Genomic DNA, 26,175 nt, shown 5'->3' with positions numbered 1-26,175 from the left:
CAGCGGGGCCCGTCAGCGGGTGGTGATCTCGGTCCACTCCTCGAGCCAGGCGTCGCGCTCCGCGGCCACCTCGGCCGGGTCGACCTCGGCGGGGTCGGCCGGGCGCTCGGCGAGCGTCGCCCAGGCCTCGGGCAGCGCGACGCCGTCGGCGACCGGGAACACGTACATGTTGTCGGGCAGCGCGGCCTGCACCTCGGGGGTGACCAGCCACTCGACGACCTGGGCCGCGCCGTCGGGGTTGGCCGCGCCGGCCAGCACGCCGGCGTACTCGACCTGGAGGAAGCAGGTGTCGAGCAGCGCGCGGGTGGTGCTCGCGGTGCCGTCCTCCGGGACGGTGAAGGCCGGGCTCGAGTCGTAGGACGTGACGATCGGCCGGTCGCCGTCGCCGCCGCCCTGGGTGAAGGCGACCTGGTAGGCGTCGGTCCAGCCGCTGGCGATCTCGGCACCGTTGCCCATCAGCCGCTCCCAGTAGGCCGGCCACTCCTCGCCGTACTCGGCGATCGTGGCGAGCAGGAAGGCCAGGCCGGGGCTGCTGGTCGCGGCCGACGGCGTCACGAAGAGGTCGCGGTAGGCCGGCTCGGTGAGGTCCTCGAGCGTCTCGGGCTCGGCGAGCCCCTTCTCGGCGAAGTAGGTGGTGTCGATGTTGACGCACACGTTGCCGTTGTCGACCGGGGTGAGCAGGCGGTCGTCGTCGCCGGGCAGCGCGAACTGCTCGGCCCCGGCGGGCCAGGCGACGTCGGCCGGCGCGAGCACACCCTCGTCGAGGGCGCGGCTCCCGAACGCGTTGTCGATGCCGAAGACGACGTCGCCGGCCGGGTCGTCCTTGGTGAGTACCAGCCGGTTGGTCACCTCCCCGGCGTCGCCGCCGGTGCGGATGACCAGCTCGAGTCCGGACTCCTCCTCGAACGCCGCGACCAGGTCGTCGGGCAGGCTGAACGAGCCGTGGGTCAGCAGCACGACCTCCGTCGGGTTGCCGTCCGCGTCGGTGCCGCCGCCGTCGTCGTCACCCCCGACCAGGCTGCAGGACGCCGTCGCCAGCACCGCTGTCGCCAGCACCGCCGTCGTGCGGACACGCTTGATGGCACACCTCATCGTGACTCCCTTCGCCGGTCCTAACCGGGGCAGGTTCCTAAGGGTCTGCGGAGAAGTCCGCACTCTCAGCACGCGCTCGTGCTCCCCTGTCTGAACCCCCACCGTAGCCCCACGACGGGCCGGGCCGAGCCGCGGCCCGGTCGCACCTGGCAGGCTGCCCCCGTGCCCAGCCTGCGTCACGAGCTCCTCGCCCACACGGTCCCGCGGCTGCGGGGGGCCACCGCCCCCGGGGACGAGCTCGACCTCGACGCCGAGCGCGCCCGGCTCGCCCGGCGCGACGCCGCGCGCGTCCCCGGGTTGCCGACGCGGGCGGTGCCGGGCTTCGCGCGTCGCTTCGAGGTCGAGACGCGCACGACGTCGGGCCCGACGCCGTTCCCCGTCCACACGATCCGGCGCCGCGGATCGCGGCCGCGGACGACGGTCTACTACCTGCACGGCGGCGGGTACGTCGCGCCGATCGACGCCGCGCACGTCCGGTACGCCCTGCGGCTGGCCGGCCACCTCGACGCCGAGGTCGTGCTGCCCGACTACCCGCTGGCACCGACCCACACCTGGCGCGACAGCCACCGGGCCCTGGTCGACGACCTCGCGGTCCGCACCGCCCGGCAGGAGCGGGTGGTCGTGGCCGGCGACTCGGCCGGCGGCGGCCTGGCCCTGGCGCTGACGGCTTCGCTGCGCGACCTGCGCGGGCACCTGCCGAGCCACCTGGTGCTGCACGCGCCGTGGGTCGACCTCACCTCCAGCACGCCCACCACCTACGCCCTCGACGCGACCGACCCGTGGCTGTCGATCCGCACGCTCGACGCCTACGCCGGGTGGTGGGCCGGCGACCCGGCCGACCTCGGGCGGCCCGAGGTCTCCCCCGCGCTCGGCGACCTCCGCGGGCTGCCGCCGACGATCGTCTTCGCCGGCACCCGCGACCTCCTCGTCGCCGGCTGCCGGTTGCTTGCCGACCGGGCGGCGCACGACGACTGGCCCCTGACCTACCTCGAGGCGCCCGACCTCATCCACGTCTTCCCCCTCCTGCCGGGCCTGCCGGAGGCCGCCCGCGCCTGGCGCCGCACGCAGGAGTTCCTCCGGTGACGGTTCCCACCACCCGCTGCGTCGCCGTCCCGTTCGCGGGGCTCGACGCGCGCACGCTCTACGCCGTCGCCCGGCTGCGGCAGGACGTCTTCGTCGTCGAGCAGGCCTGCCCCTACCCCGACCTCGACGGCCGCGACCTCGAGGCCGGCACCCACCACGTGCTGCTGCAGGACGACCGGGCCGACTCCCCCGCGCTCCTCGGCGTCGCCCGGGTCCTTGACGACGGCGACGTCTGGCGGGTCGGGCGCGTCGTCCTGGCCCGGGACGCGCGCGGCCGGGGCCTGGCCGACGACCTCGTGCGCACCGCGCTGACGCTCTGCACCGGGCGCGACGTCGTGCTCGACGCCCAGTCGCCGCTCGCCGGCTGGTACGCCGGGTTCGGGTTCGAGGTCGACGGGCCGGAGTTCCTCGAGGACGGCATCCCGCACCTGCCGATGCGGCGGCCGGCGCGCCGCCCGGCCTGACCGGTCGCGACCCGGGACCGGCCGGGGCTCAGACCGTGCGCAGGTAGCGGACGCCGTCGGGGTCGTCGGTCGCCGTCGCGTCACCGCGGGCGACGAGCAGGTCGAGGTGGGCCTTGGTCTCCATCACCGCCATCCCGCGGTTGAACCAGTCGAGGCTCTCGTAGCTGCGCAGGTGCCGGGTCCAGCCCAGGGTGCGGGCGACGTCGAGGGCCGTCGCGCCCGCGACCGCGCCGTCGTCCGCGGACGACGGCACCGCGGCCAGGCTGTCGCCCAGCCGCTCCTCGTGGTGCGCGAGCAGCTCGCCGACCCGGGCGTGGGACGACGGCGCCACCGGCCCGTGGGCGGGCAGCACGGTGAGGTCCGGCAGGCCGCGGACCTTGGTGAGGGAGGCCATGAAGTCGCCGAGCGGGAGGGCGGCGGCGGGCACCGTGAAGCCGATCGAGGGGGTGATCGTCGGCAGCACGTGGTCGCCGGCGAAGAGCAGGCCGGCCGCCCGGTCGGCGAAGACGTAGTGACCGGGCGTGTGGCCGGGGGTGTGCACCGCGTCGAGGGTGCGGTCGCCGACCGCGATCTCCTGGTCGCCGTCGATCCACGTCGTCGGCAGCTGCCAGCCGGCGAGCTCGCCGTCACCCATGCTCGTCCAGTGCTCGGCGACCTCGAGCGCGCCGGCGGTGCGCAGGATCGCGCGGAACGGGCTCTCGTCGAAGGTCCCGCTGGTGATGAGCTCGAGCGCCGGCTGCTCCTCGCGGCCGAGGGCGACGTCGACCCCGAGCTCCCCGGCGAGCACCCGCGCCATCGTGTAGTGGTCGCGGTGGGCGTGGGTGACCAGGAACCGCCGGATGTCGCCGAAGCCGGCGCCCATCGAGCGCAGGCTCCGGTCGAGGAGGTCGCGCGCGACGTCGATGTGCCAGCCGCCGTCGACGAGGGTCAGGCCGCCGCCACCCGGGCTGCCGTCGTCCGGGGTCTCGATGACGTAGACGTTGATCGCCCGCAACCCGTCCATCGGCAGCGGCAGCGGGATCCGGTGGATGCCCGGCGCCACCGGCCACGCCCCCTCCGCCGTCCAGTGCTCCCCAGAGTCCGGGGAGACGGCGTGCGCGGTGGGGGTTCCGGGGTCGTGGGCCACCCGCCGGAACCTACGCGGTGCGGTGCGCGACGATGACGGCGTGTCCGACCCCGACCCCCTCGTCGCCCGGCTCCGCGCCGCCGGCTGCGTCTTCGCCGAGGAGGAGGCCGCGCTCCTCCTGGAGGCCGCCGACGACCAGGACGCCCTCGAGCGGATGGTCCGCGACCGCGTCGCCGGCCGACCGCTCGAGCACCTGCTCGGCTGGGCCGAGCTCGACGGACGGCGCGTCGCGGTCGCCGACGGCGTCTTCGTGCCGCGCCAGCGCACCCTGCTCCTGGTCGACCTGGCCGCCGGGCGCGCTCCCCGGGGCGGGACGGTGGTCGACCTGTGCTGCGGCACCGGCGCGCTGCTCGTGGCCGTGCTCGCGCGCCGTCCCGACCTCGACGGCCACGCCGCCGACCTCGACCCGGCGGCCGTCGCCTGCGCGCGGACCAACCTGGCGGGTCCCGGCCCGGGGCGGGTGCACGAGGGCGACCTCTACGACGCCCTCCCGCCGGCGTTGCGCGGCCGGGTCGACGTCCTCGTCGTGAACGCGCCCTACGTGCCGACCGCCGAGATCGCGCGGATGCCGCCCGAGGCGCGCGACCACGAGCACCGGCTGGCCCTCGACGGGGGACGCGACGGCCTCGACGTCCACCGGCGCGTGGCCGCGGGGGCGCCCGCCTGGCTGGCACCGGCCGGGGTGCTGCTGGTCGAGGTGGCGCCCGCGCAGGTCGCCACGGCCACCGGGCTGCTCGTCGCCGCCGGCCTGGTGCCGCAGACCGTCACCGACGACGAGCGCGGCGTCACCGCCCTGGTCGCGACCATGCCGGCGGCCGGGGCGCACCGCTGAGGGGTGCGACTGATCAGGTCGGTGGCGAGCGCCGCAGCACCAGCAGCGTCGTGTCGTCGTCGGTGCCGTCGAGCGCGCCGAGGACGCGGTCGGCCCAGCCGTCCATGCCCTCGCCCGGGGGACGACGGGCGGCCAGCTCGAGCAGCCGCTCGGTCCGCTCGCCCAGGTCGGCACCGCGGCGCTCGACGAGGCCGTCGGTGAACATCGCGAGCATCACGTCGGCCTCGAGGACCACGCGGGTCGTCGGCGCCGTGCCGGAGCCGACGCCGAGGAGCGGGCGGCGCTCGACGTCGAGCTCGCGGGCGGAGTCGGTGCCGACCAGGAGCGGCGCCGGGTGCCCCGCGCTGGCGATCTCGACCTCCCCGCTCCCGAGGTCGAGCACCGCGACCAGCGCGGTGGCGATGCCCAGCCCGAGCAGGCCGTCCATCAGCCGGTCGAGCCGGTCCAGGCACTGCGCCGGCGAGTGGCCCTCGTAGAGGTAGGCGCGCAGGGCGGTGCGGAGCTGGGTCATCGCGGTGGCGGCGGCCACCCCGTGGCCGGCGACGTCGCCGACGACGAGGACCAGGCGGCGTCCGGGCAGCTCGAAGGCGTCCCACCAGTCACCGCCCAGCTGGTACGACGACGCCGGCCGGTAGCGCGCGACCAGCTCGACACCCTCGAAGGTCGGCGCCCGGTCGAGCACGACCGAGCGCTGCATCGACTCGGCCATCGTGATCTGCTCGCGCGACCGGAGCAGCAGCAGGGAGTTGGTGTGCCGGCCGAGCTCGTCGGCGGCGTCCAGGTGCCAGGGCCGGAACGGCTCGCTGCGACCGTGGGTGACCTCGCGCCACTTCTCGAACGAGCGGCGCGGGCTGAGCCGCACGTGGGCCCCCTCCTGCTCCGCCAGCCGCTTGTTGGACGGGTCGCCGCCCCAGTCGACGACCTGGGGCTGCTCGGGCCGGAACCACATCAGCCACCGGTCGGGCTGGCTGCCGATGCGCAGGACGCCGGAGCAGGTCGCGGCGAGGTCGGCCAGCTCGGGGTCGAGGCCGGCGAGGTGGTGGGTCGAGCTGACGTAGTGGTCCGGGTCGTCGGTGAGGTCGGCGATCCGCTCCAGCAGCTCGGTCGGTGGCACCGCGCCGACCGTGCGGATCGTGCCGTCGAAGTTGAGCGCGAGCCCGGTCGCGTCGACCAGGGCCAGCAGCGACGGGTCGGAGATCATCGCGTCCAGCGGCGGCTGCTCGCTGGCCGACATCCGCGACGTCAGCCCGGCGACCAGCGTCTGGGTCGCGACCGCCGCCTCGCGGGCGTCGGCCCGCTCCCGGTGCGCGACCAGGTGGGAGGCCACCTCGGTGACGAACTCGGCGGCGGCGCGGGCGTCCTGGCTCGGCCGGTGGGCACCGGAGTAGTGGTGGCAGGCGATCAGCCCCCAGAGCTCGTCGTCGACGACGATCGAGATCGACATCGAGGCGGTGACGCCCATGTGGGTCAGGTACTCCACGTGGATCGGCGAGACGCTGCGCAGCGACGCGAACGACAGGTCCAGCGGCCGGTCGGTGGCGGGGTCGAAGACCGGGTGCAGCGGCACCGGGACGTACCCGATGTCGGCGATCAGCCGGATCGGGTTGAGCGTGTAGAGCCGGCGGGCCTGGGCCGGGATGTCGGTCGCGGGGTAGTGCAGCCCGAGGAAGGGGTTGAGGTCCTCGCGCCTGGTCTCGGCGATGACCTCGCCGTTCCACTCCTCGTCGAAGCGGTAGACCATCACCCGGTCGAAGCCCGACAGGTTGCGGACCTCGCGGGCCAGCAGGTCGGTGAGCTGCTCGAGCGACGAGGTCTGCGCCAGCCGGGTCATCGCGCTGCGCGCCGAGCGGTAGCTGCCCGCGCCACCCTCGTCGCGGACCAGCGGCTCGAGCTCGACGACGGTCCGCTCGCCCGAGGCGTGCACCCGGACGTCGACCTCCCGGCCGTCGTGGACCACGACCAGGGGCTCGGTCGGGTAGCCGTCGGCGACCCGCAGCTCGACGTGCGCGGCCAGGTCGACGCCGACCAGCTCGACCAGGGACCGGCCGACGGCGGCCTCGGCCGGCACCCCGAGCAGCTCGGCGGTGTTCGCGGACACCATCACCGCGACGTGGGACGCGTCCAGGGCCAGCAGGACGCCGTGCGGCTGGATGGCCCCCGGCACGTGGATCGGCTCGGCGTCGCACGTCGTGAGGGTGGCGACGTCGTAGGCCGGGGTGTGCGCGGCAGCGGCCGGCGTGGTCACGTGGTCTCGGTTTCGGTCGGGGGGAGCGGTTCGGCGACGTTATCCCGCGGGGCGGCCCGTCCGGGGCGGGGACCCGCCCGCACTCACCCTTCAGCACGCGCGGCGATCGCGCGGTCCCACGCGTCGTTGAAGGCGCGCAGGTCGGCGATCAGCCCGGCCGACCGCTCGGGACCCATCTCGTCGAGCGCGGTCTGGATGAGGCTCGCGCGGATCCGGCCGTCGTGCTCGTAGGCCTCCCGGCCCCGCGCCGAGGGCCGCACCAGCCGGCTCACGCTGCCGGGCACCTCGAAGCGCTCGAGGTAGCCGGCGCCGATCGCGGCGTTGACCTGCCGGTTGACGGTGGACTGCTCGAGGTCGAGGTCGGCGGCGAGCATCCGCAGGCTGCGCGGGCTCGCCGTCGGCGAGCACCCGCAGGATGCGCCAGGCCGACGCCTCGAGGACGACGCCCGCGTAGACCGCCGTGCGGCGGTGCTGGAGGCGGACCAGCTCGTCGCCGAGGGCGGCCAGGTCGGCGTTCCGCAGGGGTGGGCCGGCGTCCGGCTCGGGGGTCATGGTCACGAATGGTGGCAGAACGCCCCTTGATGTGTACGGTACACATTGTGGAAACCAAGTCTTCGCGCGCGCTCCTCACCGTCGTCGTCCTGTGCTTCGGCGGCATGAGCGTCTCCCTCACCCAGACCCTCGTCATCCCGATCCAGGGAGAGCTGCCCTCGCTGCTCGGCACCTCCGTGGCCAACGCCGGGTGGGTCGTGACGATCACCCTGCTCGCCGCCGCGGTCGTGATGCCGATCAGCGGGCGCCTGGGCGACATGTTCGGGAAGCCGAGGGTGATCATCACCAGCGCCGGCGTCCTGGTCGTCGGGTCCGTCGTCTGCGCGATGTCCGACTCGCTGGCGCCGATGCTCGCCGGCCGGGCCCTCCAGGGCCTGGCGATGGGCTTCATCCCGGTGAGCATCGCGCTGGTGCGCGAGGTCGTGCCGGCCGAGATGGCCAACACCGCGATCGCCGCCATCAGCGCCACCCTCGGGGTCGGCGGCGCGATCGGCCTGCCGCTGTCGGCCTGGGTCGCGCAGACCTTCGACTGGCACGCGCTCTTCTGGATGTCGGCGATCCTGGCCGCCCTCCTGCTCGTCCTGGTGCTGACGCTGGTCCCGAAGGTCCAGGGCGCCGCCGGCGGCCGGCTCGACCTGGGCGGCGCGCTCGGCCTCGCGGTCGGCCTGGTCGCCGTCCTGGTGGGCGTCTCGAAGGGCAACGAGTGGGGCTGGACCGACACCCGCACCGTCGGCGCCCTGGTCGGCGGCGTCGTCGTCCTGCTCCTGTGGGGTGCCTTCGAGCTGCGCCAGGCCGCGCCCCTCGTCGACCTGCGCGTCAGCGCGCGGCGTCCGGTGCTGCTCACCAACCTGGCCGCCGTGGCGATCGGGTTCGGCATGATGGCGCAGTCGATCGTGGTCCCGCAGCTGCTCCAGCTGCCCGAGTCCACCGGCCACGGGCTGGGCCAGACGATGCTGCAGGCCGGGCTGTGGATGGCGCCCGGCGGCCTGGTCATGATGGCCTTCGCGCCGGTCTCGAGCCGGCTGATGACCGCCTTCGGCGCCAAGCGCACCCTCATGGTCGGCGCCGCCGTCCTCGGCGTGGGCTACCTGGTCGCCTTCTTCCTGATGAACGCCCCGTGGCAGCTGCTGATCGCCTCGATGGTGGCCTGCGCCGGCGTCGGCATCGGGTACGCCGCCATGCCGACCCTGATCATGGTCTCGGTCCCCCGCAACGAGGCCGGCTCGGCGGTCGGCGTCAACGGGCTGATGCGCTCGGTCGGCACCACCACGGCGGCCGCCGTGATGGCCACGGTGCTGTCCGGCTCGGTCGGCGCCGCGGGTGTCCCCAGCCGCGGGGCCTACGAGCTCTGCTTCCTCATCGGCGCGATCGCCGCCTTCGTCGGCGTGGCCATCACCGCACTCGTCCCGCACCTGCACACCCGGGCGACGGCCGGCACGGGTGAGCGCGCGACCGTGGCGGTGGAGGCCGGCGCCTGACCGGGGGCGGGCGTCCCTCCCCCTGAGCCGCGGTGGTGGGCCCGGTGCGAATCGGGCACTGTGGGCGCATGGATCCCCTCGAACCGGCCTACGGCACCACGGTGATGCTGCTGATCGCACTGGCAGCGGTCGCGGTGCTGCTCACCCTCATCATCGTCGTGCGGCTGCACGCCTTCCTCGCTCTGGTCCTGGTCAGCCTGCTGACCGGGCTGGCTGCGGGGATCCCGGTGGCCGACGTGCCCACGGTGATGCTCCAGTTCTTCGGCAGCACCCTCGGTTCCGTGGCGCTGCTGGTGGCGCTGGGGGTGATGCTGGGGCGCATCCTGGAGACCACCGGCGGCGCCCAGGTGCTCGCCGACACCCTCGTCGGCCGCTTCGGCGAGAAGCGGGCCCCGTTCGCGCTCGGTGTGGCAGCGCTGATCTTCGGCTTCCCGATCTTCTTCGACGCCGGCCTCGTGGTCTTCCTGCCGATCATCCTCACCGTGGCCCGCCGCTTCGGTGGCTCGCTGCTGTACTACGCCCTCCCGGCGGCGGGAGCGTTCGCCGCGATGCACGCGATCGTCCCGCCGCACCCGGGTCCCGTGGCCGCGGGCACCGACATCGGCGCGGACCTCGGGCTGCTGCTGCTGCTCGGCATCCCGGTCGCGCTGCTCTCCTGGTACGTCGGCGTCTACCTGCTCTCGCGCCTCATGGGTGCCCGGATCGACGTCTCGGCCTCCGACCTGCTCTTCGGGGAGACCCGCGACGCCGAGGGCCGTGCGCCGGGCGGCGACGGTGGCGACAGCAGCGGGTCGGCGACCGGCACCAGGACCAGGACCGCTCCCTCCTTCGGCACGGTGCTCGGGCTGCTCCTGCTCCCGATGCTGCTCATCTCGCTCAACACCGTGCTGAGCACGCTGCTGGAGGCGGAGACCATCGAGCAGTCGACGCTGGTCGACGCGCTGATGCTGGTGGGCAACACCCCGGTCGCGCTCCTCATCACGCTGCTGGCGGCCATCGCGCTGCTCGGCTCCCGGGTGGGCACCCGCGACGAGCTCCGGAGCACCATCGACGACGCCCTCGGCCCGATCTGCTCGATCATCCTCATCACCGGGGCCGGCGGCATGTTCGGCGGCGTGCTGCGCACCAGCGGCATCGGCGAGGTGCTCACCAGCTCGCTCGGCGACGTCGGCATCCCCCTGCTGCTGCAGGCCTTCCTGATCGCCACCGCCCTGCGGGTCGCGCAGGGCTCGGCCACCGTGGCGCTGACCACGACCGCAGGTCTGATCGCCTCCCAGACCGCCGACCTGGGCTCGCTCCAGCTCGCGGCCCTCGTCTTCGCGATCGCCGGCGGCTCGACGGTCCTGTCGCACGTCAACGACTCCGGCTTCTGGCTGGTCAGCCGCTTCTTCGGGATGGACGAGCGGACCACGCTGAAGACGTGGACGGTGATGGAGACGACGCTGGGTTCGATGATGTTCGCCTGCGCCACCGCGATCTGGGTGATCGGGTGAGGACGAGCGCCACCGGCCCGGACGCCGGGCCGGTGCACGTCGTCGTCATGGGGGTCTCCTCGACCGGCAAGACCCTGGTCGGGCGCCGCCTGGCGCAGGCCCTGGGGGCGGAGTTCGTGGAGGGCGACGAGCTGCACCCGCAGAGCAACATCGACAAGATGGCCGCCGGCACGCCGCTGGACGACGAGGACCGGTGGCCGTGGCTGGAGACGATCGCCGAGCGGACCCGTGAGATCGGCGCCACCGGCCGGTCGACCGTGGTGACCTGCTCAGCACTCAAGCGGTCCTACCGCGACGTCCTGCGCACCGCGGCGGCCGACACCTTCTTCGTGCACCTCCACAGCACCTTCAACCTGCTCGCGCAGCGGATGCGGGAGCGGGAGGGCCACTTCATGCCCCCGGCCCTGCTGCAGTCGCAGTTCGAGACCCTGGAGCCCCTCGAGGAGGACGAGGACGGCGCCCTGGTCGACGTGGCCGTCGAGCCGGACGAGGTCGTCGCGGCCGCCCTGTCCGCCCTGGCCGGCGACCCCCTGCCACGACCCCGCGAGGCGTCGCAGGACTGAGGAGCGCGGCCTCCCGGCGGAGTTACCTCAGGCCCCGTCCCCGGCGTGCGGGCCCGCGGGGTCGAGCAGCTGGGCCAGGTGGACGGCGGGCCGGTCGCGCAGGTCGGCGACCTGGGTGCGGCAGGAGAACCCGTCGGCCAGCACGAGGGCGTCGGGGGCGGCGTCCAGGGCCGGGAGGAGCTGCTGCCCGGCGACCGCGACCGAGACGTCGTAGTGCCCGATCTCGACGCCGAAGTTGCCGGCGAGGCCGCAGCACCCCGAGAGCCGGTCGACGGTGGCGCCGGTCGCGGCGAGCAGGTCGGCGTCGGCCTGCCACCCCATCACCGCGTGGTGGTGGCAGTGCGGCTGGGCGACCAGGGTCGTGCCGCTCAGGTCGGGCGCGGTCCAGCCGGGCGTCGCGGTGAGCAGCTCGGCGAGCGTCCGCACCGACGCGGCGACGGCCTCGGCGTCCGGGCCGGGCACCAGCTCGAGGGCGTCGCTGCGCAGGACGCCGGTGCACGACGGCTCCAGCCCCACGATCGGGACGCCGGCGCGGGCGGCGTCCGCGAGCGAGGCGACGGTGCGCCCCAGGATCTTCCGGGCCGCGTCGAGCTGGCCGGTGGTGATCCAGGTCAGCCCGCAGCAGAGCCGGTCGTCGGGCAGCCGGGGCGCGTAGCCGGCCGCCTCGAGCACGCGCACGGTCGCGGCGGCGACCTCGGGGTCGAAGGAGTCGCTGAACGAGTCGACCCAGAGGACGACCGGCGTCCCGCCCCGTGCGGCGGCCGACGGGCCGACGTAGGAGCGCCGGAACGGACGCCGGGCGAACGCCGGCACCGAGCGTCGTCGGTCGACCCCGGCCAGCCACAGCGCGACCGCGCCGACCAGCGGGAGCCGCACCGCGAGGTTGGCCAGCCGCGGGGTGAGCCCGGCGATGCGGGCCCAGAACGGCAGCCGCCCGAGCGTGTAGTGCGAGCGTGGACGCAGCCGGCGCCGGTAGGTCTGGTGGAGCACCTCCGACTTGTAGGTGGCCATGTCGATGCCGGTGGGGCAGTCGGAGGCGCAGCCCTTGCACGACAGGCACAGGTCCATCGCGTCGTGCACCTCGGGCGCGCTCCACGCCAGCTCGCCGCGGACCACCTCCTGGAGCACGCGCGCGCGGCCGCGGGTGGAGTCCTTCTCCTCCCGCGTCGCGAGGTACGACGGGCACATGACGCCCCCGGCGGCGGAGTTGTCGGCGCGGCACTTGCCGACGCCGGTGCAGCGGTGCACGGCCTGGGCGAGGTCGCCGTCGTCGTGGGGGTAGGCCATCGCCAGCCCCGTCCGGCCGCCGCGCGCGAGGGGGAAGGAGCCGGCCACGCGCACGTCGGCGTCGACCGGGTCGGGGTCGACCAGCACCCCGGGGTTGAGGAGGTTGGTGGGGTCGAAGGCGTGCTTGATCCCGCCGAACATCGCGATCGCGTCGGCGGAGTACATGTGCGGCAGCAGCTCGCTGCGCGCCCGGCCGTCGCCGTGCTCCCCCGAGAGCGACCCGCCGTACTCCCCCACCAGCCGGGCGGCGTCGGTGAGGAACGCGCGCAGCACCGCGGTGCCGTCGGGCCGGTCGAGCGGGTAGTCGAGGCGCACGTGCATGCAGCCGTCGCCGAAGTGGCCGAACGGCGCCGACGTCATGCCGTAGGAGGTGACGAGCTCGTCGAAGCGGGCCAGGTAGGAGCCGAGCATGTGCGGCGGGACGGCGGCGTCCTCCCAGCCGGGCCAGGCCGGGCGGTCGGCCGGCGAGCGGCCGGCCATGCCGGCGCCGTCCTCGCGGATCCGCCAGAGCCGGGCCTGGGTGAGGGGGTCGGTGACGACCAGGCTGTCGACGCCGAGACCGGCGGCGGCCAGCCGCTCGGCCCGGTCGACGACGTCGGCCCGCTCGTCGCCGGCCAGCTCGACGAAGAGCCAGGCGGTCCCCCGCGGCAGCGGCGGGACGGCGCCCTCGCCGCGGCGGGCGCGGAGCACCGACAGCAGCCGCGAGTCGAGGCCCTCGCACGACGTCGGGCCGTGCTCGACGACCGACGGCGCCGCCTCGCCCGCGGCGACGATGTCGTCGAAGCCGAGCACGACGACCACCCGGACCGGGGCGTCGACGACCAGCCGCACGGTGGCCTCGGTGATCACGCCCAGCGTGCCCTCGGACCCGACGAGGGCCTGGGTGAGGTCGAACCGCTCGGGCAGCAGGTGCTGGGCGGCGTACCCGGAGACCTGGCGGCCGAAGCGGTCCAGCTCGGTGCGGGCGGTCGCGAGGTGCGCCCCCATCACGGACCGGACGCCGGCCAGCACGTCGTCCGCGCCGCGGGCGAACGGGGTCCCGGACGCGTCGTAGCCGGTCTCGACCACGTCGCCGGCGGCGGTGAGCAGCCGGAGCCCGGCGACGTTGTCGGAGGTGCGGCCGTAGGCCAGCGACCGCGAGCCGCACGCGTTGTTGCCGATCATCCCGCCGATCGTGCAGCGCGGGTGGGTCGACGGGTCCGGACCGAACCGGACGCCGTGCGGCGCGACCGCCCGCTGCAGGACGGCGTGCACGGTGCCCGGCTCGACGACGGCGGTGCGGGCGTCGGGGTCGACCGAGAGCACGCGGCCGAGGTGGCGGGAGAAGTCGAGGACGATGCCGCGCCCCACCGCGTTGCCGGCGACCGAGGTGCCGGCGCCGCGCGAGGTGATCGGGGTCCCGGTCGCGCGGGCCACGGCGAGCGCGGCCGCGACCTCGTCGGCGTCGCGCGGGCGCACGACCGCCAGCGGTGGGATCCGGTACAGCGAGGCGTCGGAGGAGTACATCGCCCGGGTGCCGGCGTCGTCACGCACCTCCAGGCCGGCGCGGCGCAGCCGCCCGGCGACGTCGGCGGCGACGTCGGCGCCGGGCGCCGGGTCGAGGGCCGGGTCGAGCAGCTCACCGGTGGTCATGGGTAACATGTTACTCATGCCGTCCCTCACCCTGCCGGCGGCGGCGCCATCGCTGACCGACGCCGTGATCGCCGCGGTGCGCGACGGCGTCCGCGACGGCGAGCTGGTGCCGGGGGCGACGTACTCGGTCTACCAGCTGGCCGGGCTCCTTGGCGTCTCGCGCAGCCCGGTGCGCGAGGCGATGCTGCGGCTGGCCGAGGCCGGGCTGGTCGAGATCGTCCGCAACCGCGGCTTCCGGGTCGTCCTGCCCCGCGCCCGCGACGTCGAGGAGATCTTCGAGATCCGCCTCGCCCTCGAGCCGGCCGCCGCCGGGCGGGCGGCCACCCTCGGCTGCCCGGAGGCCACCGACTGCCTCGCCGCGATGGCCACGGCCGCCGCCGACGACGACGCGCCGGCGTTCTGGGCCGCCGACCACGCCCTGCACCGCGCCCTGCTCACCCGCGCCGGCAACACCCGCGCGGCCGCGATCGTGGAGCAGCTGCGCTCGACCACCGCCCTGCTCGGCCCCCCGACCACCGCCACCGGGCGGACGCTGCGCGAGATCCACGCCGAGCACGCGCCGATCGTCACCGCGGTGCGCGCCGGCGACGCCGGCGCCGCCGAGGGCGCGATGCGCGCCCACCTCGAGCAGACCTGCCGGCTGCTGACCGCGCAGCCAGCCCTCCGGGTGGTCCCGGCCGGCGCCGCCCCGGCCTAGCGTCGAGCCATGTCCGACATGAAGTTCCGCCAGCTCGGCAGCTCCGACCTCGAGGTCTCCGTGATCTCCCTCGGCAGCTGGCTCACCTACTCCGGCGGGATCGAGGCCGACCGCACGCGGGCCTGCACCGAGGCCGCGTTCGACGCCGGGATCAACTTCTTCGACACCGCCAACGTCTACGGCCGCGGGGCCGCCGAGGAGGCGTGGGGCGAGATCCTCGCCGACCACCCCCGCGACTCCTACGTGCTGGCCACCAAGGTGTTCGGCCAGATGTCCGACGACCCCGCCGACAAGGGACTGGCCCCCGACCAGGTCGCCCGGCAGATCGACGCGTCGCTGCGCCGGCTCCGTGTCGACCACGTCGACCTCTACCAGGCGCACCGCTTCGACGCCGACGTCCCGCTCGAGGACACCGTGGAGGCCCTGCAGAAGGTGGTCACCGACGGCAAGGCCCGCTACCTCGGGTTCAGCGAGTGGACGCCGGAGCAGGTCAAGGCCGCGATCGAGATCGGCGGCGAGGACCTGTTCGTCTCCTCGCAGCCGCAGTACTCGATGCTCTGGCGCGCCCCCGAGGACCAGATCTTCCCGCTCTGCATGGAGCACGGCATCTCCCAGGTCGTCTGGTCGCCGCTCGCGCAGGGACTGCTGACCGGCAAGTACAGGCCGGGCGAGGAGTTCCCGGCCGACTCCCGCTTCGCGCAGTCCTCGATGAACGCCGCCCAGGACATCGTCTACAGCGAGGAGGCCGTCGAGGCCGTCCAGCGCCTGGTGCCGATCGCCGAGGGCATCGGCCACACGCTCCCCGAGCTCGCCCTGGCCTGGACCCTGCGCGGACCGGAGCTGGCCTCGGCGATCACCGGCGCCAGCCGCCCCGAGCAGGTGCACGCCAACGCCGCCGCCGCGGGCATCTCCCTCGACGACGACGTCGTCGCGGCCTGCGACGAGGCCCTGGGCAGCCTCCCGGTCACCGGCCAGACCCTGGCCGTGAACGCGACGCCGTACATCACGCGCCGCTGACGCGGTCGCGGCTCCTGCGTCGCGCAGGTCACACCGCCGTGCTTTGCACTAGGTCCGGCTGAAGTGCAAGACTGCACTCTTGTGACCAGGAGTGCAACGAAGGACCGGGCCGCCACGTCCTGGCGGATCACCCGGTGCGCCATGCGGCTGGCCGACGAGCACGGCCTCGACGGCTGGACGATGGACGACCTGGCCGAGGCGGCCGAGGTCTCGCGCCGCACCCTGTTCAACTACTTCCCCGGCAAGCTGGACGCCGTCCTCGGCGACTGGCCGGGGTTCGAGGACGAGATGCTCGCCGAGTTCCGTTCCGGCGGTCCGCACCACGACCTCGTGCTCGACCTGCGCACCCTGGTGATGCCGCTGCTCGACGCCAAGATCGCCGACCGGGCGTGGCTCGACTGCTCCAAGCGGGTGCTGCTGGCCAGCCCCCGGCTGCTCACGGTCGCGCACGAGCGCTACGAGGCGCTGAGCGCCGAGGTCGTCGAGCACATCCTGGTCCGTGAGGGTGCGACGTTCGGCGCCGCGGGCGCCAAGGTCGCCATCGCGCTCCTCGCCGCGCTGTTCGACGCCGCCCTCGACGGCTACCTGCACGACGAGGGGCAGCACGACTTCGTGCACCACTTCGACCACGCCCTCCGCACCGCGCGCACCCTGCTCGGTGACTGACGCCCGACCCACCCGTTCGGCCACCCACCACCAGGAGACCCCCATGGCCACCTACCTCTACCGGCTCGGCAAGACGGCCTACCGCCGTTGGCCGGTGTTCATCGCCGCCTGGATCGCCGTCTTCGTGGTCGTCGGTGGCGTCGCCGGCGCCTTCTCGAAGCCGACCACCGACGCCTTCACCATCCCCGGCATCCCCTCGGAGGAGGCCGCCGACCTCCAGGCCGAGCTCTTCCCCGACAGCGTCGACGCCTTCGACGAGGCCTCGGTCAACGTCGTGGTCGCGGCCCCGGAGGGCGAGAAGCTCGCCGACTACGCCCCCGAGGTGGCCGCGCTCACCGAGGCGCTGCGCGGGGTCGACCAGATGCCGGCGCCCGAGACGGTCGTCGACCCGGTCGCCGCGGCCGCGGAGGCCGAGGAGCAGGGCGGCTCGTCCGGGGGGAAGCCCGCCGAGCAGCCCGCCGAGGACGACGCGTCCGCGGGGGCGCTGGCCGCCCTGGCCCCGATCTCGGCCGACGGCCGGATCGGCGCCATCTCCTTCGCCTTCGACGTCGACACCGTCACCGACGTGGAGCCGGCGACGCAGGAGGAGGTCAAGGAGGTCATGGCCGACGCGCGTGCCTCCGGCCTGACCGTCGAGGCCAACGGCCAGGGCATGGGCGAGTTCGCCCCGCCCGGCGGCGCGGCCGAGCTCATCGGCATCGGGCTCGCGCTCGTCGTCCTGGTGCTCACCTTCGGCTCCCTCGTCGCCGCCGGTCTGCCGGTCATCGCCGCGATCATCGGCGTGGGGCTCGGCATGACCGGCATCACCGCCGCGACGGCGTTCATGGACATCGGCTCGAGCGCCCCCATCCTCGCCACGATGATCGGCCTCGCGGTCGGCATCGACTACTCCCTGTTCATCCTGGCCCGCTACCGCAGCGAGCTCGAGCACACCGAGGACCGCAGGGAGGCGGTCGGCATCGCGGTCGGCACGGCCGGCTCGGCGGTGGTCTTCGCCGGCCTCACGGTGCTCATCGCGCTGGCCGCCCTCACCGTCGTGCGCATCCCCTTCCTCACCACCATGGGCCTCGCGGCCGCTGCCACGGTGTTCCTGGCCGTCCTGGTGGCGCTCACCCTGCTCCCCGCGATCCTCGGCATGCTCAAGTCGAAGGCCTTCGGCGGCCAGGTGCGCAAGTACCGCCCGGCCCGCGAGGACGACGGCCGGATCGTCAACAACGGCGTCCGCTGGGCGCGCTTCGTCGGCCGCAAGCCGCTGGTCGTCGTGCTGCTCGTCGTCGTCGGGCTCGGCGCGCTGGCGATCCCGCTCAAGGACCTGTTCCTGGCCTTCCCGACCGACAGCACCGCGTCGCCGTCGACCACCCAGCGCAAGGCCAGCGACCTGCTGACCGAGGGGTTCGGCCCGGGCCGCGAGGCGCCGTTCCAGATCGTCGCCGACCTGCGCGACGTCGCCGAGGCCGACCGCCCGGCGGCGACCCAGGAGGTCATCGACTGGGCCGCGAAGCAGGACGGCGTCGCCGGCGTCCTCGACGCGACGGCCCTGGACCCCGAGCAGGCCGAGGCCGCGGCCGAGGCCGGCGGCACCACGCTGCTGCTCGTCCCCGAGTTCGGGCCGGACGACCCGCGCACCCAGGACCTGCTCACCGCCCTGCGTGACGGCGAGGACGGGATCGAGGCCGACACCGGCACCGACATCGGCATCACCGGCCTGACCGCCATCACCACCGACGTCTCCGACCGCCTCAACGGCGCCCTGGTGCCCTACCTCGCGGTCGTGGTCGGCCTGGCGTTCATCCTGCTGATGATCGTCTTCCGCTCGCTGCTGGTGCCGCTCACCGCGACGTTCGGGTTCCTGCTGTCGGTGCTCGCGACGCTCGGCACGACGGTGGTGATCTTCCAGGAGGGCACCTTCGGCATCATGGAGGGCCAGCCGATCGTCAGCTTCATGCCGATCTTCCTGATCGGCGTGGTGTTCGGGCTCGCGATGGACTACCAGGTCTTCCTGGTGACCCGGATGCGCGAGGCCCACGTGCACGGCGCCTCGCCGCGCGACGCCGTCGTCGACGGGTTCCGCAGCTCGGCGCGCGTCGTGGCCGCCGCCGCGATCATCATGACTGCCGTGTTCTCCGGGTTCATCCTCGAGGACGACGCGATCATCAAGTCGATGGGCTTCGCGCTCGCGGTGGCGGTGCTCTTCGACGCCTTCGTCGTCCGCATGACGCTCATCCCGGCGCTGATGTACCTGCTGGGCGAGAAGGCCTGGTACCTGCCGGCGTGGCTCGACAAGATCCTCCCCGACGTCGACGTCGAGGGCGAGAAGCTCGAGCGGCCGCACCTGGCCGACGCCAGGGCACCGGAGCCCGACCTGGCCCGCTGACCCACCCCCACCCACGTCGACCCGTCAGTGATCACTGACGGGTCGACGTCGTCTCAGGGGCGGGGCGCGAGTCGCTGCAGCGCGGTGACGTGCTCGGGGCCCAGCTCGTCGAGGGTCCGGACGCCGAGCAGGCGCATGGTGCGCTCGACCTGGCCCTGGAGGATCTCGATCGTGCGGTCGACGCCCTCGCGGCCGCCGGCCATCAGGCCGTAGAGGTAGGCCCGCCCGATCAGGGTGAAGTGGGCGCCGTGGGCGAGCGCGGCGACGATGTCCTGGCCGGACATGATCCCGGTGTCGAGGTGCACCTCGACCCCGCCGCCGTCGACGGCGCGCCCGACCTCCTTGACGACCTGCGGGAGCAGGTGGAACGGGACGGGCGCGCGGTCGAGCTGGCGACCGCCGTGGTTGGAGAGCAGCACGGCGTCGACGCCCGCCTCGGCCAGCCGGGCGGCGTCCGAGACCGACTGCACGCCCTTGACCACGACCTTGCCCGGCCACTGCGAGCGGATCCAGGCCAGGTCGTCGTAGGTGACGGTCGGGTCGAACATCGTGTCCAGCAGGTCCGCGACGGTGCCCGACCAGGCGTCGAGCGAGGCGAAGGCCAGCGGCTCGGTGGTGAGGAAGTTGATCCACCAGGCCGGCCGCGGGATCGCGTTCAGCACGGTGCCCGGCGTCAGGGTCGGCGGGATCGTCATGCCGTTGCGGACGTCGCGCAGCCGCGCCCCGGCCACCGGCACGTCGACGGTGACCAGCAGCGTGTCGTAGCCGGCCTTGGCGGCCCGGTCGACCAGCGCCATCGACCGGTCGCGGTCCTTCCACATGTAGAGCTGGAACCAGTTGCGGGCCCCCTCCGACGCCGGCGCCGCCGCGGCGACGTCCTCGATCGAGGTGGTGCCCATCGTGGAGAGGGAGAACGGGATGCCGGCCGCGGCGGCCGCGGTGGCACCGGCGATCTCGCCCTCGGCCTGCATCATCCGGGTGAACCCGGTCGGCGCGATGCCGAAGGGCAGCGCGACCCGCTGGCCGAGCACCTCGCGCGAGGTGTCGACGGTGGAGACGTCGCGCAGGATCGCCGGGTGGAACTCGACGTCGGCGAAGGCCTCGCGGGCACGGGCGAGGGAGACCTCGCCGTCGGCGGCGCCGTCGGTGTAGTCGAAGGCCGGCTTGGGCGTGCGCCGCTTGGCGACGGTGCGCAGGTCGTCGATGGTCAGGGCCTTCTCGAGCCGGCGCTTCTTCGGCGACACCTCGGGCTTCTTGAACTTCATCAGCGGGGCGAGGTCGCGCCGCTTGGGCATCTGCCGCTTCATGGAGCCACTCTCTCGTCTGTTCGGGTTCGCGGGTGGATCAGGTCGGACTACCGAGGCGCCGCTCGGCGGCGTCCCAGTCGGTGCTCGTGCCGGTGCGCGGCTCGAAGCGGCGCACCTCGTGGGTGCGGCGCACGAGCGAGCGCATCGCCGCCAGGTCGGGCAGGTCGGCCCCGAGGGTGCGGGCCTGCACGAGCACGTTGCCCAGCGCCGCCGCCTCGGCCGGGCCGGCCAGCACCGGGAGCCCGGTCGCGTCGGCGGTGAGCTGGCACAGCAGCGCGTTCTGCGAGCCCCCGCCGACCACGTGGACGACGGAGACGTCGCGCCCGGCGAGCGTCGCGGCGGTGCGGAGGTGACGGCGGTAGGCCAGGGCCAGGCTGTCGAGGATGGTGCGGGTGATCGCCTGCGGGGTCCGCGGCACCGGCTCGCCGGCGTCCTCGGCCAGCCGCTGGATCCGGGCCGGCTGGTCGCCGGGCGGGAGCAGGCTGGGGTGGTTGACGTCGACCACGGTGCGCAGCGGCGGCGCGTCGGCCGCCGCCCGCAGCAGCGTGGTCAGGTCGGCGCCGGCGATCCGGCGGTCGGCCCAGGTGCGCAGCGACTCCGAGAGCACCCAGAGCCCCATCACGTTCTTGAGGAAGCGCACGGTGCCGTCGACGCCGCCCTCGTTGGTGAAGTCGGCCAGGCGCGCCTCCTCGGTGAGCACCGGCTTCTCGAGCTCGAGGCCGACCAGCGACCAGGTGCCCGAGGAGATGTAGGCGAACGACTCCTCGCCCGCCGGGACGCCGACCACCGCCGACGCCGTGTCGTGCGAGCCCACGCCCACCACCGGCACGTCGGCGCCGACGCCGAGGTGCTCGGCCACCTCCGGCAGCAGCGGCCCGACGACGTCGCCGGCGTCGCGCAGCGGCGGCAGGATGCTCCAGGGCAGGCCGCACTGGCGGGCCAGGTCGGTGGCCCACTCCCCCGAGCGGACGTCGTAGAGCCCGGTCGTGGAGGCGTTGGTGCGCTCGGCACCGCCGTGCCCGGTGAGCCAGTAGGACAGCAGGTCGGGCAGCAGCAGCATCGTCTCCGCCGACTCCAGCGCCGCCGTCCCGAGGGAGGCGACGAGCTGGTAGACGGTGGTGAACGGCAGCTGCTGGAGGCCGGTGGTGGCGTACATCTCGGCGGCGTCGACCGTGCCCAGCACGCGCTCGGCGACCCCGTCGGTGCGGGAGTCACGGTGGCTGTAGGGGTTGCCCAGCAGCCGTCCGTCGCGGTCGAGCAGGCCGTAGTCGATCGCCCAGGAGTCGATGCCGATGCCGTCGAGCGGGCCGCTGCGGGCGACCTCGCGGACGCCGGCGAGCACCTCCCGGTGGATGCCGAGCACGTCCCAGTGGAGCGAGCCGTGGGCGCGCACGCCGCCGTTCGGGAAGCGGTGCAGCTCGTCGAGCGAGAGTGAGTCCGGACCCACCCGCCCCGCCATCACCCGGCCGCTGGTGGCGCCCAGGTCGACGGCGGCGACGCGCAGGTGCCGGCTCATCGCAGGAAGGCTGCGGCCACGCCGGCGTCGACGGGCACGTGCAGACCGGTGGTGTGGGTCATGTCGGGCCCGCAGAGCACGAAGACCGCGTTCGCGATGTGCTCGGGGAGCACCTCGCGCTTGAGGATCGTGCGCTGGGCGTAGAACTTGCCGAGGTCCTTCTCCTCCACGCCGTAGACGGCGGCGCGGTTGGCACCCCAGCCCGAGGCGAAGATGCCGGAGCCGGCGACGACGCCGTCGGGGTTGACGCCGTTGACCTTGACGCCGTGCTCGCCGAGCTCGGCGGCCAGCAGCCGCACCTGGTGGGCCTGGTCGGCCTTGGTGGCGGAGTAGGCGATGTTGTTCGGGCCGGCGAAGACGGAGTTCTTGGAGGAGATGTAGATGACGTCGCCGCCCATCCCCTGGTCGATGAGCACCCGCGCCGCGGCCTTGGAGACCAGGAACGAGCCCTTGGCCATCACGTTGTGCTGCAGGTCCCAGTCGGCCTCGGTCGTCTCGAGCAGGCTCTTGCTCAGCGACAGCCCGGCGTTGTTGACGACGAGGTCCACCCCGCCGAAGGCGAGCACGGCGGCGTCGACCATGGCCTGGACGGCGCCCTCCTGCGACACGTCGGCCGCGACGCCGACGGCGACGTCGGAGCCACCGATCTCGGCGGCGGCGGCCTGGGCCCGGGCGAGGTCGAGGTCGGCGAGGACGACGCAGGCGCCCTCGGCGGCGAGCTTGGTGGCGGTGGCCTTGCCGATGCCGCCGGCCGCGCCGGTGACCAGGGCGATCCGGCCCGCGAGCGGCTTGGGCTTCGGCATCCGCTGCAGCTTGGCCTCCTCGAGCGCCCAGTACTCGATGCGGAACTTCTCCGCCTCGTCGATCGGGGCGTAGGTCGAGAGGCCCTCGGCGCCGCGCATCACGTTGATGGCGTTGACGTAGAACTCGCCGGCGACGCGGGCGGTCTGCTTGTCCTTGCCGTAGCTGAACATGCCGACGCCCGGCACCAGCACGACGAGCGGGTCGGCGCCGCGGATGGCGGGCGAGTCCGCGACGGCGTTGCGGTCGTAGTAGCCCTGGTAGTCCTCGCGGTAGGCGACGTGCAGCTCCTTGAGCCGCGCGATGCTCTCCTCGAGCGTGGCCGAGGGGGGCAGGTCGAGCACGAGCGGCTTGACCTTGGTGCGCAGGAAGTGGTCGGGGCAGCTGGTGCCGAGCTCGGCCAGTCGCGGGTGCTCGCTCGCGGCGAGGAAGTCCAGGACGACGTCGGCGTCGGTGAAGTGGCCGACCATCGCCCGGTCGGTGGAGGCGAGGCCGCGGATGGTCGCGCCCAGGGCGGCCGCCCTGGCGCGGCGCTCCTCGGCCGGCAGGGCGGCGTAGCCCTCGAGCGGCGGGCCGAAGGGCTCGGCCTTGCTGTGCTCGGCGATGTGGGCGGCGGCGGTGTCGATGATCCACAGCGAGGCCTCCTCGGCCTCGGCCGAGGTGTCGCCCCAGGCGGTGATGCCGTGGCCGCCGAGGATGCAGCCGCGGGCCTGCGGGTTCTTCTCCTTGATCTCGGCGATGTCGAGACCGAGCTGGAAACCCGGGCGCCGCCACGGCACCCAGACCACCTGGTCGCCGAAGATCGTCGCGGTCAGCTCCTGGCCGTCCTTCGCGGTGGCGATGGCGATGCCGGAGTCGGGGTGCAGGTGGTCGACGTGCGCGGCGTCCACGAGGCCATGCATCGCGGTGTCGATCGACGGCGCGGCACCACCCTTGCCGTGCAGGCAGTAGTCGAACGCCGCGACCATCTCGTCCTCGCGCTCCAGGCCGGGGTAGACGCCGACGAGGGCGCGCATCCGGTCCAGGCGCAGGACCGCCAGGCCCGACTCCTTCAGCGTGCCGAGGTCGCCGCCGGAGCCCTTGACCCAGAGCAGCTCGACCGGCTCGCCGGTGACCGGGTCGGTCTCGGTGCCCTTGGCCGAGGTGTTGCCACCGGCGTAGTTGGTGTTCTTCGGGTCGCTGCCCAGGCGGTTCGACCGGGCGATCAGCTCGGCCGCTGCACTGCTGCCCTGGGGGCTGCTCTGAGGGGAGGTCATGGTTCCTGTCCGTGGTGTGGTGAGGGTCGAGAGGTCGAGGGGTCGGGAGGGAGGAGGGTCAGTTCCAGCTGAGCTGGGTGCCGCCGACGCGGGCGGCCTCGATCTCCTGCTGGTGGCCCGAGGCGGCGTAGGCCTTCATCGGGTGCGCTGGGAGGCCGCGCTCCTCGCGCCACGCGGCCAGGTCGGCGCGGACGTCGGTCTGGAAGGCGTCCATGAAGACCTCGTTGGCGCCGAGGACGTCGCCGGCCTCCTGCGCGGCGGCCAGCGCGTCACGGTCGACGAGCAGGGCCCGCGCCGTCATCTCCTGGACGTTGAGGACCGAGCGGATCTGGCCGGGGATCTTGTCCTCGACGTTGTGGCACTGGTCGAGCATGAAGGCGACCTCCGACTCCGGGTTGGCCGGGCCGTAGCCCCCGCCGCGGATCACCTCGAAGAGGATCCGGAAGAGCTGGAACGGGTCGGCCGCACCGACGATCAGGTCGTCGTCGGCGTAGAAGCGCGAGTTGAAGTCGAACGAGCCGAGCTTGCCCAGGCGCAGCAGCTGCATCGTGATGAACTCGATGTTGGTCCCGGGCGCGTGGTGGCCGGTGTCGAGGCAGACCAGGGCCCGCTCGCCGAGGGCGCTGACCTGGGCGTAGGACGTGCCCCAGTCCGGGACGTCGGTGTGGTAGAACGCCGGCTCGAAGAACTTGTACTCGAGCACCAGGCGCTGCTCCTCGCCGATCCGGTCGTAGATCGTCGCGAGCGACTCCGCCAGCCGGTCCTGGCGACCGCGGAGGTCGGCCTGGCCCGGGTAGTTGCTGCCCTCGGCGAGCCAGATCTTGAGGTCGCGCGACCCGGTGGCGTTCATGACGTCGATGCACTCGAAGTGGTGGTCGATCGCCTTCTGGCGGATCTTCGGGTCGACGTGGGTCAGGGCGCCGAACTTGTAGTCGTCGTCCTGGAAGGTGTTGGAGTTGATGGTGCCGAGCTCGACGCCGTGGTCGGTGGCGAAGGTGCGCAGCGCGCCGAAGTCGTCGACGAGGTCCCACGGGATGTGGAGCGCGACGGTCGGGGCGAGGCCGGTGAAGCGGTGGACGGTGGCGGCGTCGGCGATCTTCTCCTCGACGCTGCGCGGGGTGCCGGCGGTGCCGAAGACCTTGAAGCGGGTGCCGGAGTTGCCGAAGGCCCACGAGGGCAGCTCGATCGCCTGGCCCTCGAGGAGGGGCGCGATCTGCGCGAAGGCGGCCTGGGTGTCGGTCATGATCAGCTTTCGGTGGTGGTGGTGAGCTGGTCCTCGAGGTGGAACACCTCGCGGAGCTGGACGAACCCCTCGTCGGGGGCGGTGTCGAGGTCGCTGAAGAACGGGGCCATCTCGGCCTGCCAGCGCGCGTTGACCTCGGTGCGAGCCATCGCCGCCTGCGCGGCGGCGAGGTCGTCGGACTCGACGACCCCCACGAGGAGGCCGTCCTCACGCAGGAACAGGGAGTAGTTGCGCCAGCCGGTCGCCGCGAGCGCGGCGAGCATGTCCGGCCAGACCGCGGCGTGACGCTCGGCGTACTCCTGCTGTCGCTCCGGGCGGACCTGGAGGGTGAAGCAGTAGCGCGGCACGACGTGGCTCCCTGTTCCTGCGTGGGTGGGTGGGTCGATCAGGGGTGATCGGGGTGGATCAGAAGTCGAACTCGTCGATGTTGGAGGAGTCGAAGACGTAGGGGTCACCGAGCACGACGACGCCGTCGGCGCCGACGGTGTAGTCGCCGAGGTCACCGGCGGTGAAGGTGTCGCCCTCCTCGCCGGAGATGTCGCCCTTGGCCAGCGCGTCGGCGGCGAACGCGGCGAGGTACCCGAGGTCGTCGGGGTTCCACAGCGCGAAGGCGGTGACGGTGCCGTCGTCGATGAAGGTCTTCATCTGGCTCGGGGCGCCCAGGCCGGTCAGCGCGACCTGGCCCTTGAACTCCGAGGTCGACAGGTAGCGCGCCGCGGCGGCGATGCCGACGGTGGTCGGCGACACGATGCCCTTGAGGTTCGGGTTCGCCCGCAGCAGGGCGGCGGTCTCGTCGAAGGACTTCTGGTCGTCGTCGTCGCCGTAGACGGTGTCGACGAGGTTGATGTCGGGGTAGTTGGCCGCGAGGTCCTCCTCCATCAGCTTGATCCACTCGTTCTGGTTCGTGGCGTTGGCCGCCGCGGAGAGGATCGCGATGTCACCCGAGCCGCCGATCTGGTCGGCGATGAGCTCGATCTGCTTGGTGGCGATGCCCTGGGCGTCGGCCTGGCTCACGAACAGGTCGCGGCACTCGGTGTCGGAGTCGAAGGTGACGACCTTGATGTCGACGTCCTGGGCCTGCTCGATCGAGTCGCACAGCGCGCTCGGGTCGTTGGCCGACACGATGAGGGCGCCCACGCCCTGCTGGGTGGCGGTCTGGATGAACGGGACCTGCGAGTCGGGGCCGGCGTCGCCGGTCGGGCCGACCTCGTCGACCGAGCCGCCGAACTCCTCGGCCGCGCGCTGCGAGCCCGCGGTGCTGGCCTCGAAGTAGGGGTTGCCGAGCGACTTGGGGATCATCGTGATCGAGCTGCTGCCGCCACCGCCGCCGCCGCTGCCGCCGTCACCGTCGTCGCCGCCGTCGTCGCTGCCGCACGCCGTGAGGGCCACGGACGCCGTCAGCGCGAGCACGGCCAGGGCGGAGAGCCGCCTCTTCTTGATCTTCATGAGCG

Annotated in this window: 21 protein-coding genes and 1 riboswitch; of the genes, 10 read left to right on the top strand and 11 right to left on the bottom strand. The window is 73.7% G+C overall.

Going from position 1 to position 26,175, the window contains the following annotated elements; translation table 11 throughout:
- Window positions 1-12: 12 nt before the first annotated feature.
- The gene (locus FE634_RS03030) at window positions 13-1,092 is read right to left on the bottom strand and encodes a thiamine ABC transporter substrate-binding protein (protein ID WP_137294267.1); all 1,080 of its coding nucleotides are present in this window, start codon (window positions 1,090-1,092) and stop codon (window positions 13-15) included.
- Window positions 1,082-1,190: riboswitch (TPP riboswitch) on the bottom strand. (Overlaps the previous gene by 11 nt.)
- Before the next feature lie 64 nt (window positions 1,191-1,254).
- On the opposite strand from FE634_RS03030, the gene FE634_RS03025 reads away from it, so the two are divergent.
- Both FE634_RS03025 and FE634_RS03020 read left to right on the top strand, forming a co-directional pair.
- Window positions 1,255-2,175 carry an alpha/beta hydrolase gene (locus FE634_RS03025; RefSeq protein ID WP_170981603.1) on the top strand — a complete coding sequence of 307 codons (921 nt, stop codon included), beginning with the start codon at window positions 1,255-1,257 and terminating at the stop codon, window positions 2,173-2,175.
- Entirely contained in the window at window positions 2,172-2,639 is a 468-nt protein-coding gene (locus FE634_RS03020; protein WP_137294266.1) for a GNAT family N-acetyltransferase, read from the top strand. The genes FE634_RS03025 and FE634_RS03020 overlap by 4 nt, the downstream gene beginning before the upstream one ends.
- Before the next feature lie 28 nt (window positions 2,640-2,667).
- Here the strand turns inward: FE634_RS03020 and FE634_RS03015 are convergent, their stop codons facing one another.
- A complete protein-coding gene (locus tag FE634_RS03015; protein WP_137294265.1) occupies window positions 2,668-3,765 on the bottom strand; it encodes an MBL fold metallo-hydrolase in 1,098 nt (365 codons plus the stop codon).
- 40 nt (window positions 3,766-3,805) lie between these two features.
- Here FE634_RS03015 and FE634_RS03010 point away from each other — a divergent pair, with 40 nt between their 5' ends.
- Complete coding sequence (locus tag FE634_RS03010; protein WP_137294264.1) at window positions 3,806-4,597, top strand: putative protein N(5)-glutamine methyltransferase; 792 nt, start codon at window positions 3,806-3,808, stop codon at window positions 4,595-4,597.
- 13 nt (window positions 4,598-4,610) lie between these two features.
- Here the strand turns inward: FE634_RS03010 and FE634_RS03005 are convergent, their stop codons facing one another.
- Entirely contained in the window at window positions 4,611-6,842 is a 2,232-nt protein-coding gene (locus FE634_RS03005) for a SpoIIE family protein phosphatase (RefSeq protein WP_137294263.1), read from the bottom strand.
- A gap of 83 nt (window positions 6,843-6,925) precedes the next feature.
- Window positions 6,926-7,216, bottom strand: a complete 291-nt coding sequence (locus FE634_RS03000) for a MarR family winged helix-turn-helix transcriptional regulator (RefSeq protein WP_148240343.1) — start codon at window positions 7,214-7,216, stop codon at window positions 6,926-6,928.
- 225 nt (window positions 7,217-7,441) lie between these two features.
- Here FE634_RS03000 and FE634_RS02995 point away from each other — a divergent pair, with 225 nt between their 5' ends.
- The 3 genes from FE634_RS02995 (at window position 7,442) to FE634_RS02985 (ending at window position 10,928) form a co-directional block, all read left to right on the top strand.
- On the top strand, window positions 7,442-8,872 hold the full coding sequence (locus FE634_RS02995) for an MFS transporter (protein ID WP_222847660.1): 1,431 nt from the start codon (window positions 7,442-7,444) through the stop codon (window positions 8,870-8,872).
- 68 nt (window positions 8,873-8,940) lie between these two features.
- Window positions 8,941-10,365, top strand: coding sequence for a GntP family permease (locus FE634_RS02990; protein ID WP_148240341.1), 1,425 nt, complete (start codon window positions 8,941-8,943; stop codon window positions 10,363-10,365).
- Window positions 10,362-10,928, top strand: a complete 567-nt coding sequence (locus FE634_RS02985; RefSeq protein WP_262347557.1) for a gluconokinase — start codon at window positions 10,362-10,364, stop codon at window positions 10,926-10,928. The genes FE634_RS02990 and FE634_RS02985 overlap by 4 nt, the downstream gene beginning before the upstream one ends.
- Before the next feature lie 27 nt (window positions 10,929-10,955).
- On the opposite strand, the gene FE634_RS02980 is transcribed toward FE634_RS02985, so the two are convergent.
- Entirely contained in the window at window positions 10,956-13,847 is a 2,892-nt protein-coding gene (locus FE634_RS02980) for an FAD-binding and (Fe-S)-binding domain-containing protein (protein WP_148240340.1), read from the bottom strand.
- Between the two features lie 16 nt (window positions 13,848-13,863).
- Between FE634_RS02980 and FE634_RS02975 the strand changes: the two genes are divergently transcribed.
- From FE634_RS02975 to FE634_RS02960, 4 genes are all read left to right on the top strand, one after another.
- Entirely contained in the window at window positions 13,864-14,544 is a 681-nt protein-coding gene (locus FE634_RS02975) for a GntR family transcriptional regulator (RefSeq protein ID WP_148240339.1), read from the top strand.
- A 9-nt stretch (window positions 14,545-14,553) separates the two neighbouring features.
- The gene (locus tag FE634_RS02970; RefSeq protein ID WP_222847658.1) at window positions 14,554-15,561 is read left to right on the top strand and encodes an aldo/keto reductase family protein; all 1,008 of its coding nucleotides are present in this window, start codon (window positions 14,554-14,556) and stop codon (window positions 15,559-15,561) included.
- An 81-nt stretch (window positions 15,562-15,642) separates the two neighbouring features.
- Window positions 15,643-16,227, top strand: coding sequence for a TetR family transcriptional regulator (locus FE634_RS02965; protein WP_138875042.1), 585 nt, complete (start codon window positions 15,643-15,645; stop codon window positions 16,225-16,227).
- A 43-nt stretch (window positions 16,228-16,270) separates the two neighbouring features.
- Window positions 16,271-18,601: an MMPL family transporter gene (locus FE634_RS02960; protein ID WP_148240338.1), complete on the top strand. Its 2,331-nt coding sequence runs from the start codon at window positions 16,271-16,273 to the stop codon at window positions 18,599-18,601.
- 53 nt (window positions 18,602-18,654) lie between these two features.
- Here the strand turns inward: FE634_RS02960 and FE634_RS02955 are convergent, their stop codons facing one another.
- The 6 genes from FE634_RS02955 to rhaS are packed head-to-tail and all read right to left on the bottom strand — an operon-like array spanning window position 18,655 to window position 26,170.
- A complete protein-coding gene (locus FE634_RS02955) occupies window positions 18,655-19,908 on the bottom strand; it encodes an alpha-hydroxy acid oxidase (protein ID WP_137294255.1) in 1,254 nt (417 codons plus the stop codon).
- 37 nt (window positions 19,909-19,945) lie between these two features.
- Window positions 19,946-21,424: a rhamnulokinase gene (locus FE634_RS02950; RefSeq protein WP_138875041.1), complete on the bottom strand. Its 1,479-nt coding sequence runs from the start codon at window positions 21,422-21,424 to the stop codon at window positions 19,946-19,948.
- Complete coding sequence (locus FE634_RS02945) at window positions 21,421-23,481, bottom strand: bifunctional aldolase/short-chain dehydrogenase (protein ID WP_138875040.1); 2,061 nt, start codon at window positions 23,479-23,481, stop codon at window positions 21,421-21,423. The genes FE634_RS02950 and FE634_RS02945 overlap by 4 nt, the downstream gene beginning before the upstream one ends.
- Window positions 23,482-23,539: 58 nt before the next feature.
- The gene (gene rhaI, locus FE634_RS02940) at window positions 23,540-24,724 is read right to left on the bottom strand and encodes an L-rhamnose isomerase (protein WP_137294252.1); all 1,185 of its coding nucleotides are present in this window, start codon (window positions 24,722-24,724) and stop codon (window positions 23,540-23,542) included.
- 2 nt (window positions 24,725-24,726) lie between these two features.
- Complete coding sequence (locus FE634_RS02935) at window positions 24,727-25,071, bottom strand: L-rhamnose mutarotase (protein WP_137294251.1); 345 nt, start codon at window positions 25,069-25,071, stop codon at window positions 24,727-24,729.
- 58 nt (window positions 25,072-25,129) lie between these two features.
- Window positions 25,130-26,170, bottom strand: coding sequence for a rhamnose ABC transporter substrate-binding protein (gene rhaS, locus FE634_RS02930; RefSeq protein ID WP_137294250.1), 1,041 nt, complete (start codon window positions 26,168-26,170; stop codon window positions 25,130-25,132).
- Between the last annotated feature and the right edge of the window lie 5 nt (window positions 26,171-26,175).

The sequence above is a fragment of the Nocardioides sp. S-1144 genome (assembly GCF_005954645.2).
Classification (GTDB): Bacteria; Actinomycetota; Actinomycetes; order Propionibacteriales; family Nocardioidaceae; genus Nocardioides; species Nocardioides dongxiaopingii.
Note: the sequence above shows the minus strand (reverse complement) of the source record. Positions and strands in the feature narration are given on the sequence as shown.

What these genes read in the sequence shown, in the direction of transcription:
- FE634_RS03030 (WP_137294267.1), bottom strand. Translation starts at nt 1,092, where the DNA reads ATGAGGTGTGCCATCAAGCGTGTCCGCACGACGGCGGTGCTGGCGACA.
- FE634_RS03000 (WP_148240343.1), bottom strand. Translation starts at nt 7,216, where the DNA reads ATGCTCGCCGCCGACCTCGACCTCGAGCAGTCCACCGTCAACCGGCAG.
- FE634_RS02990 (WP_148240341.1), top strand. Translation starts at nt 8,941, where the DNA reads ATGGATCCCCTCGAACCGGCCTACGGCACCACGGTGATGCTGCTGATC.
- FE634_RS02980 (WP_148240340.1), bottom strand. Translation starts at nt 13,847, where the DNA reads ATGACCACCGGTGAGCTGCTCGACCCGGCCCTCGACCCGGCGCCCGGC.
- FE634_RS02975 (WP_148240339.1), top strand. Translation starts at nt 13,864, where the DNA reads ATGCCGTCCCTCACCCTGCCGGCGGCGGCGCCATCGCTGACCGACGCC.
- FE634_RS02970 (WP_222847658.1), top strand. Translation starts at nt 14,554, where the DNA reads ATGTCCGACATGAAGTTCCGCCAGCTCGGCAGCTCCGACCTCGAGGTC.
- FE634_RS02960 (WP_148240338.1), top strand. Translation starts at nt 16,271, where the DNA reads ATGGCCACCTACCTCTACCGGCTCGGCAAGACGGCCTACCGCCGTTGG.
- FE634_RS02955 (WP_137294255.1), bottom strand. Translation starts at nt 19,908, where the DNA reads ATGAAGCGGCAGATGCCCAAGCGGCGCGACCTCGCCCCGCTGATGAAG.
- FE634_RS02950 (WP_138875041.1), bottom strand. Translation starts at nt 21,424, where the DNA reads ATGAGCCGGCACCTGCGCGTCGCCGCCGTCGACCTGGGCGCCACCAGC.
- FE634_RS02945 (WP_138875040.1), bottom strand. Translation starts at nt 23,481, where the DNA reads ATGACCTCCCCTCAGAGCAGCCCCCAGGGCAGCAGTGCAGCGGCCGAG.
- rhaI (WP_137294252.1), bottom strand. Translation starts at nt 24,724, where the DNA reads ATGACCGACACCCAGGCCGCCTTCGCGCAGATCGCGCCCCTCCTCGAG.
- rhaS (WP_137294250.1), bottom strand. Translation starts at nt 26,170, where the DNA reads ATGAAGATCAAGAAGAGGCGGCTCTCCGCCCTGGCCGTGCTCGCGCTG.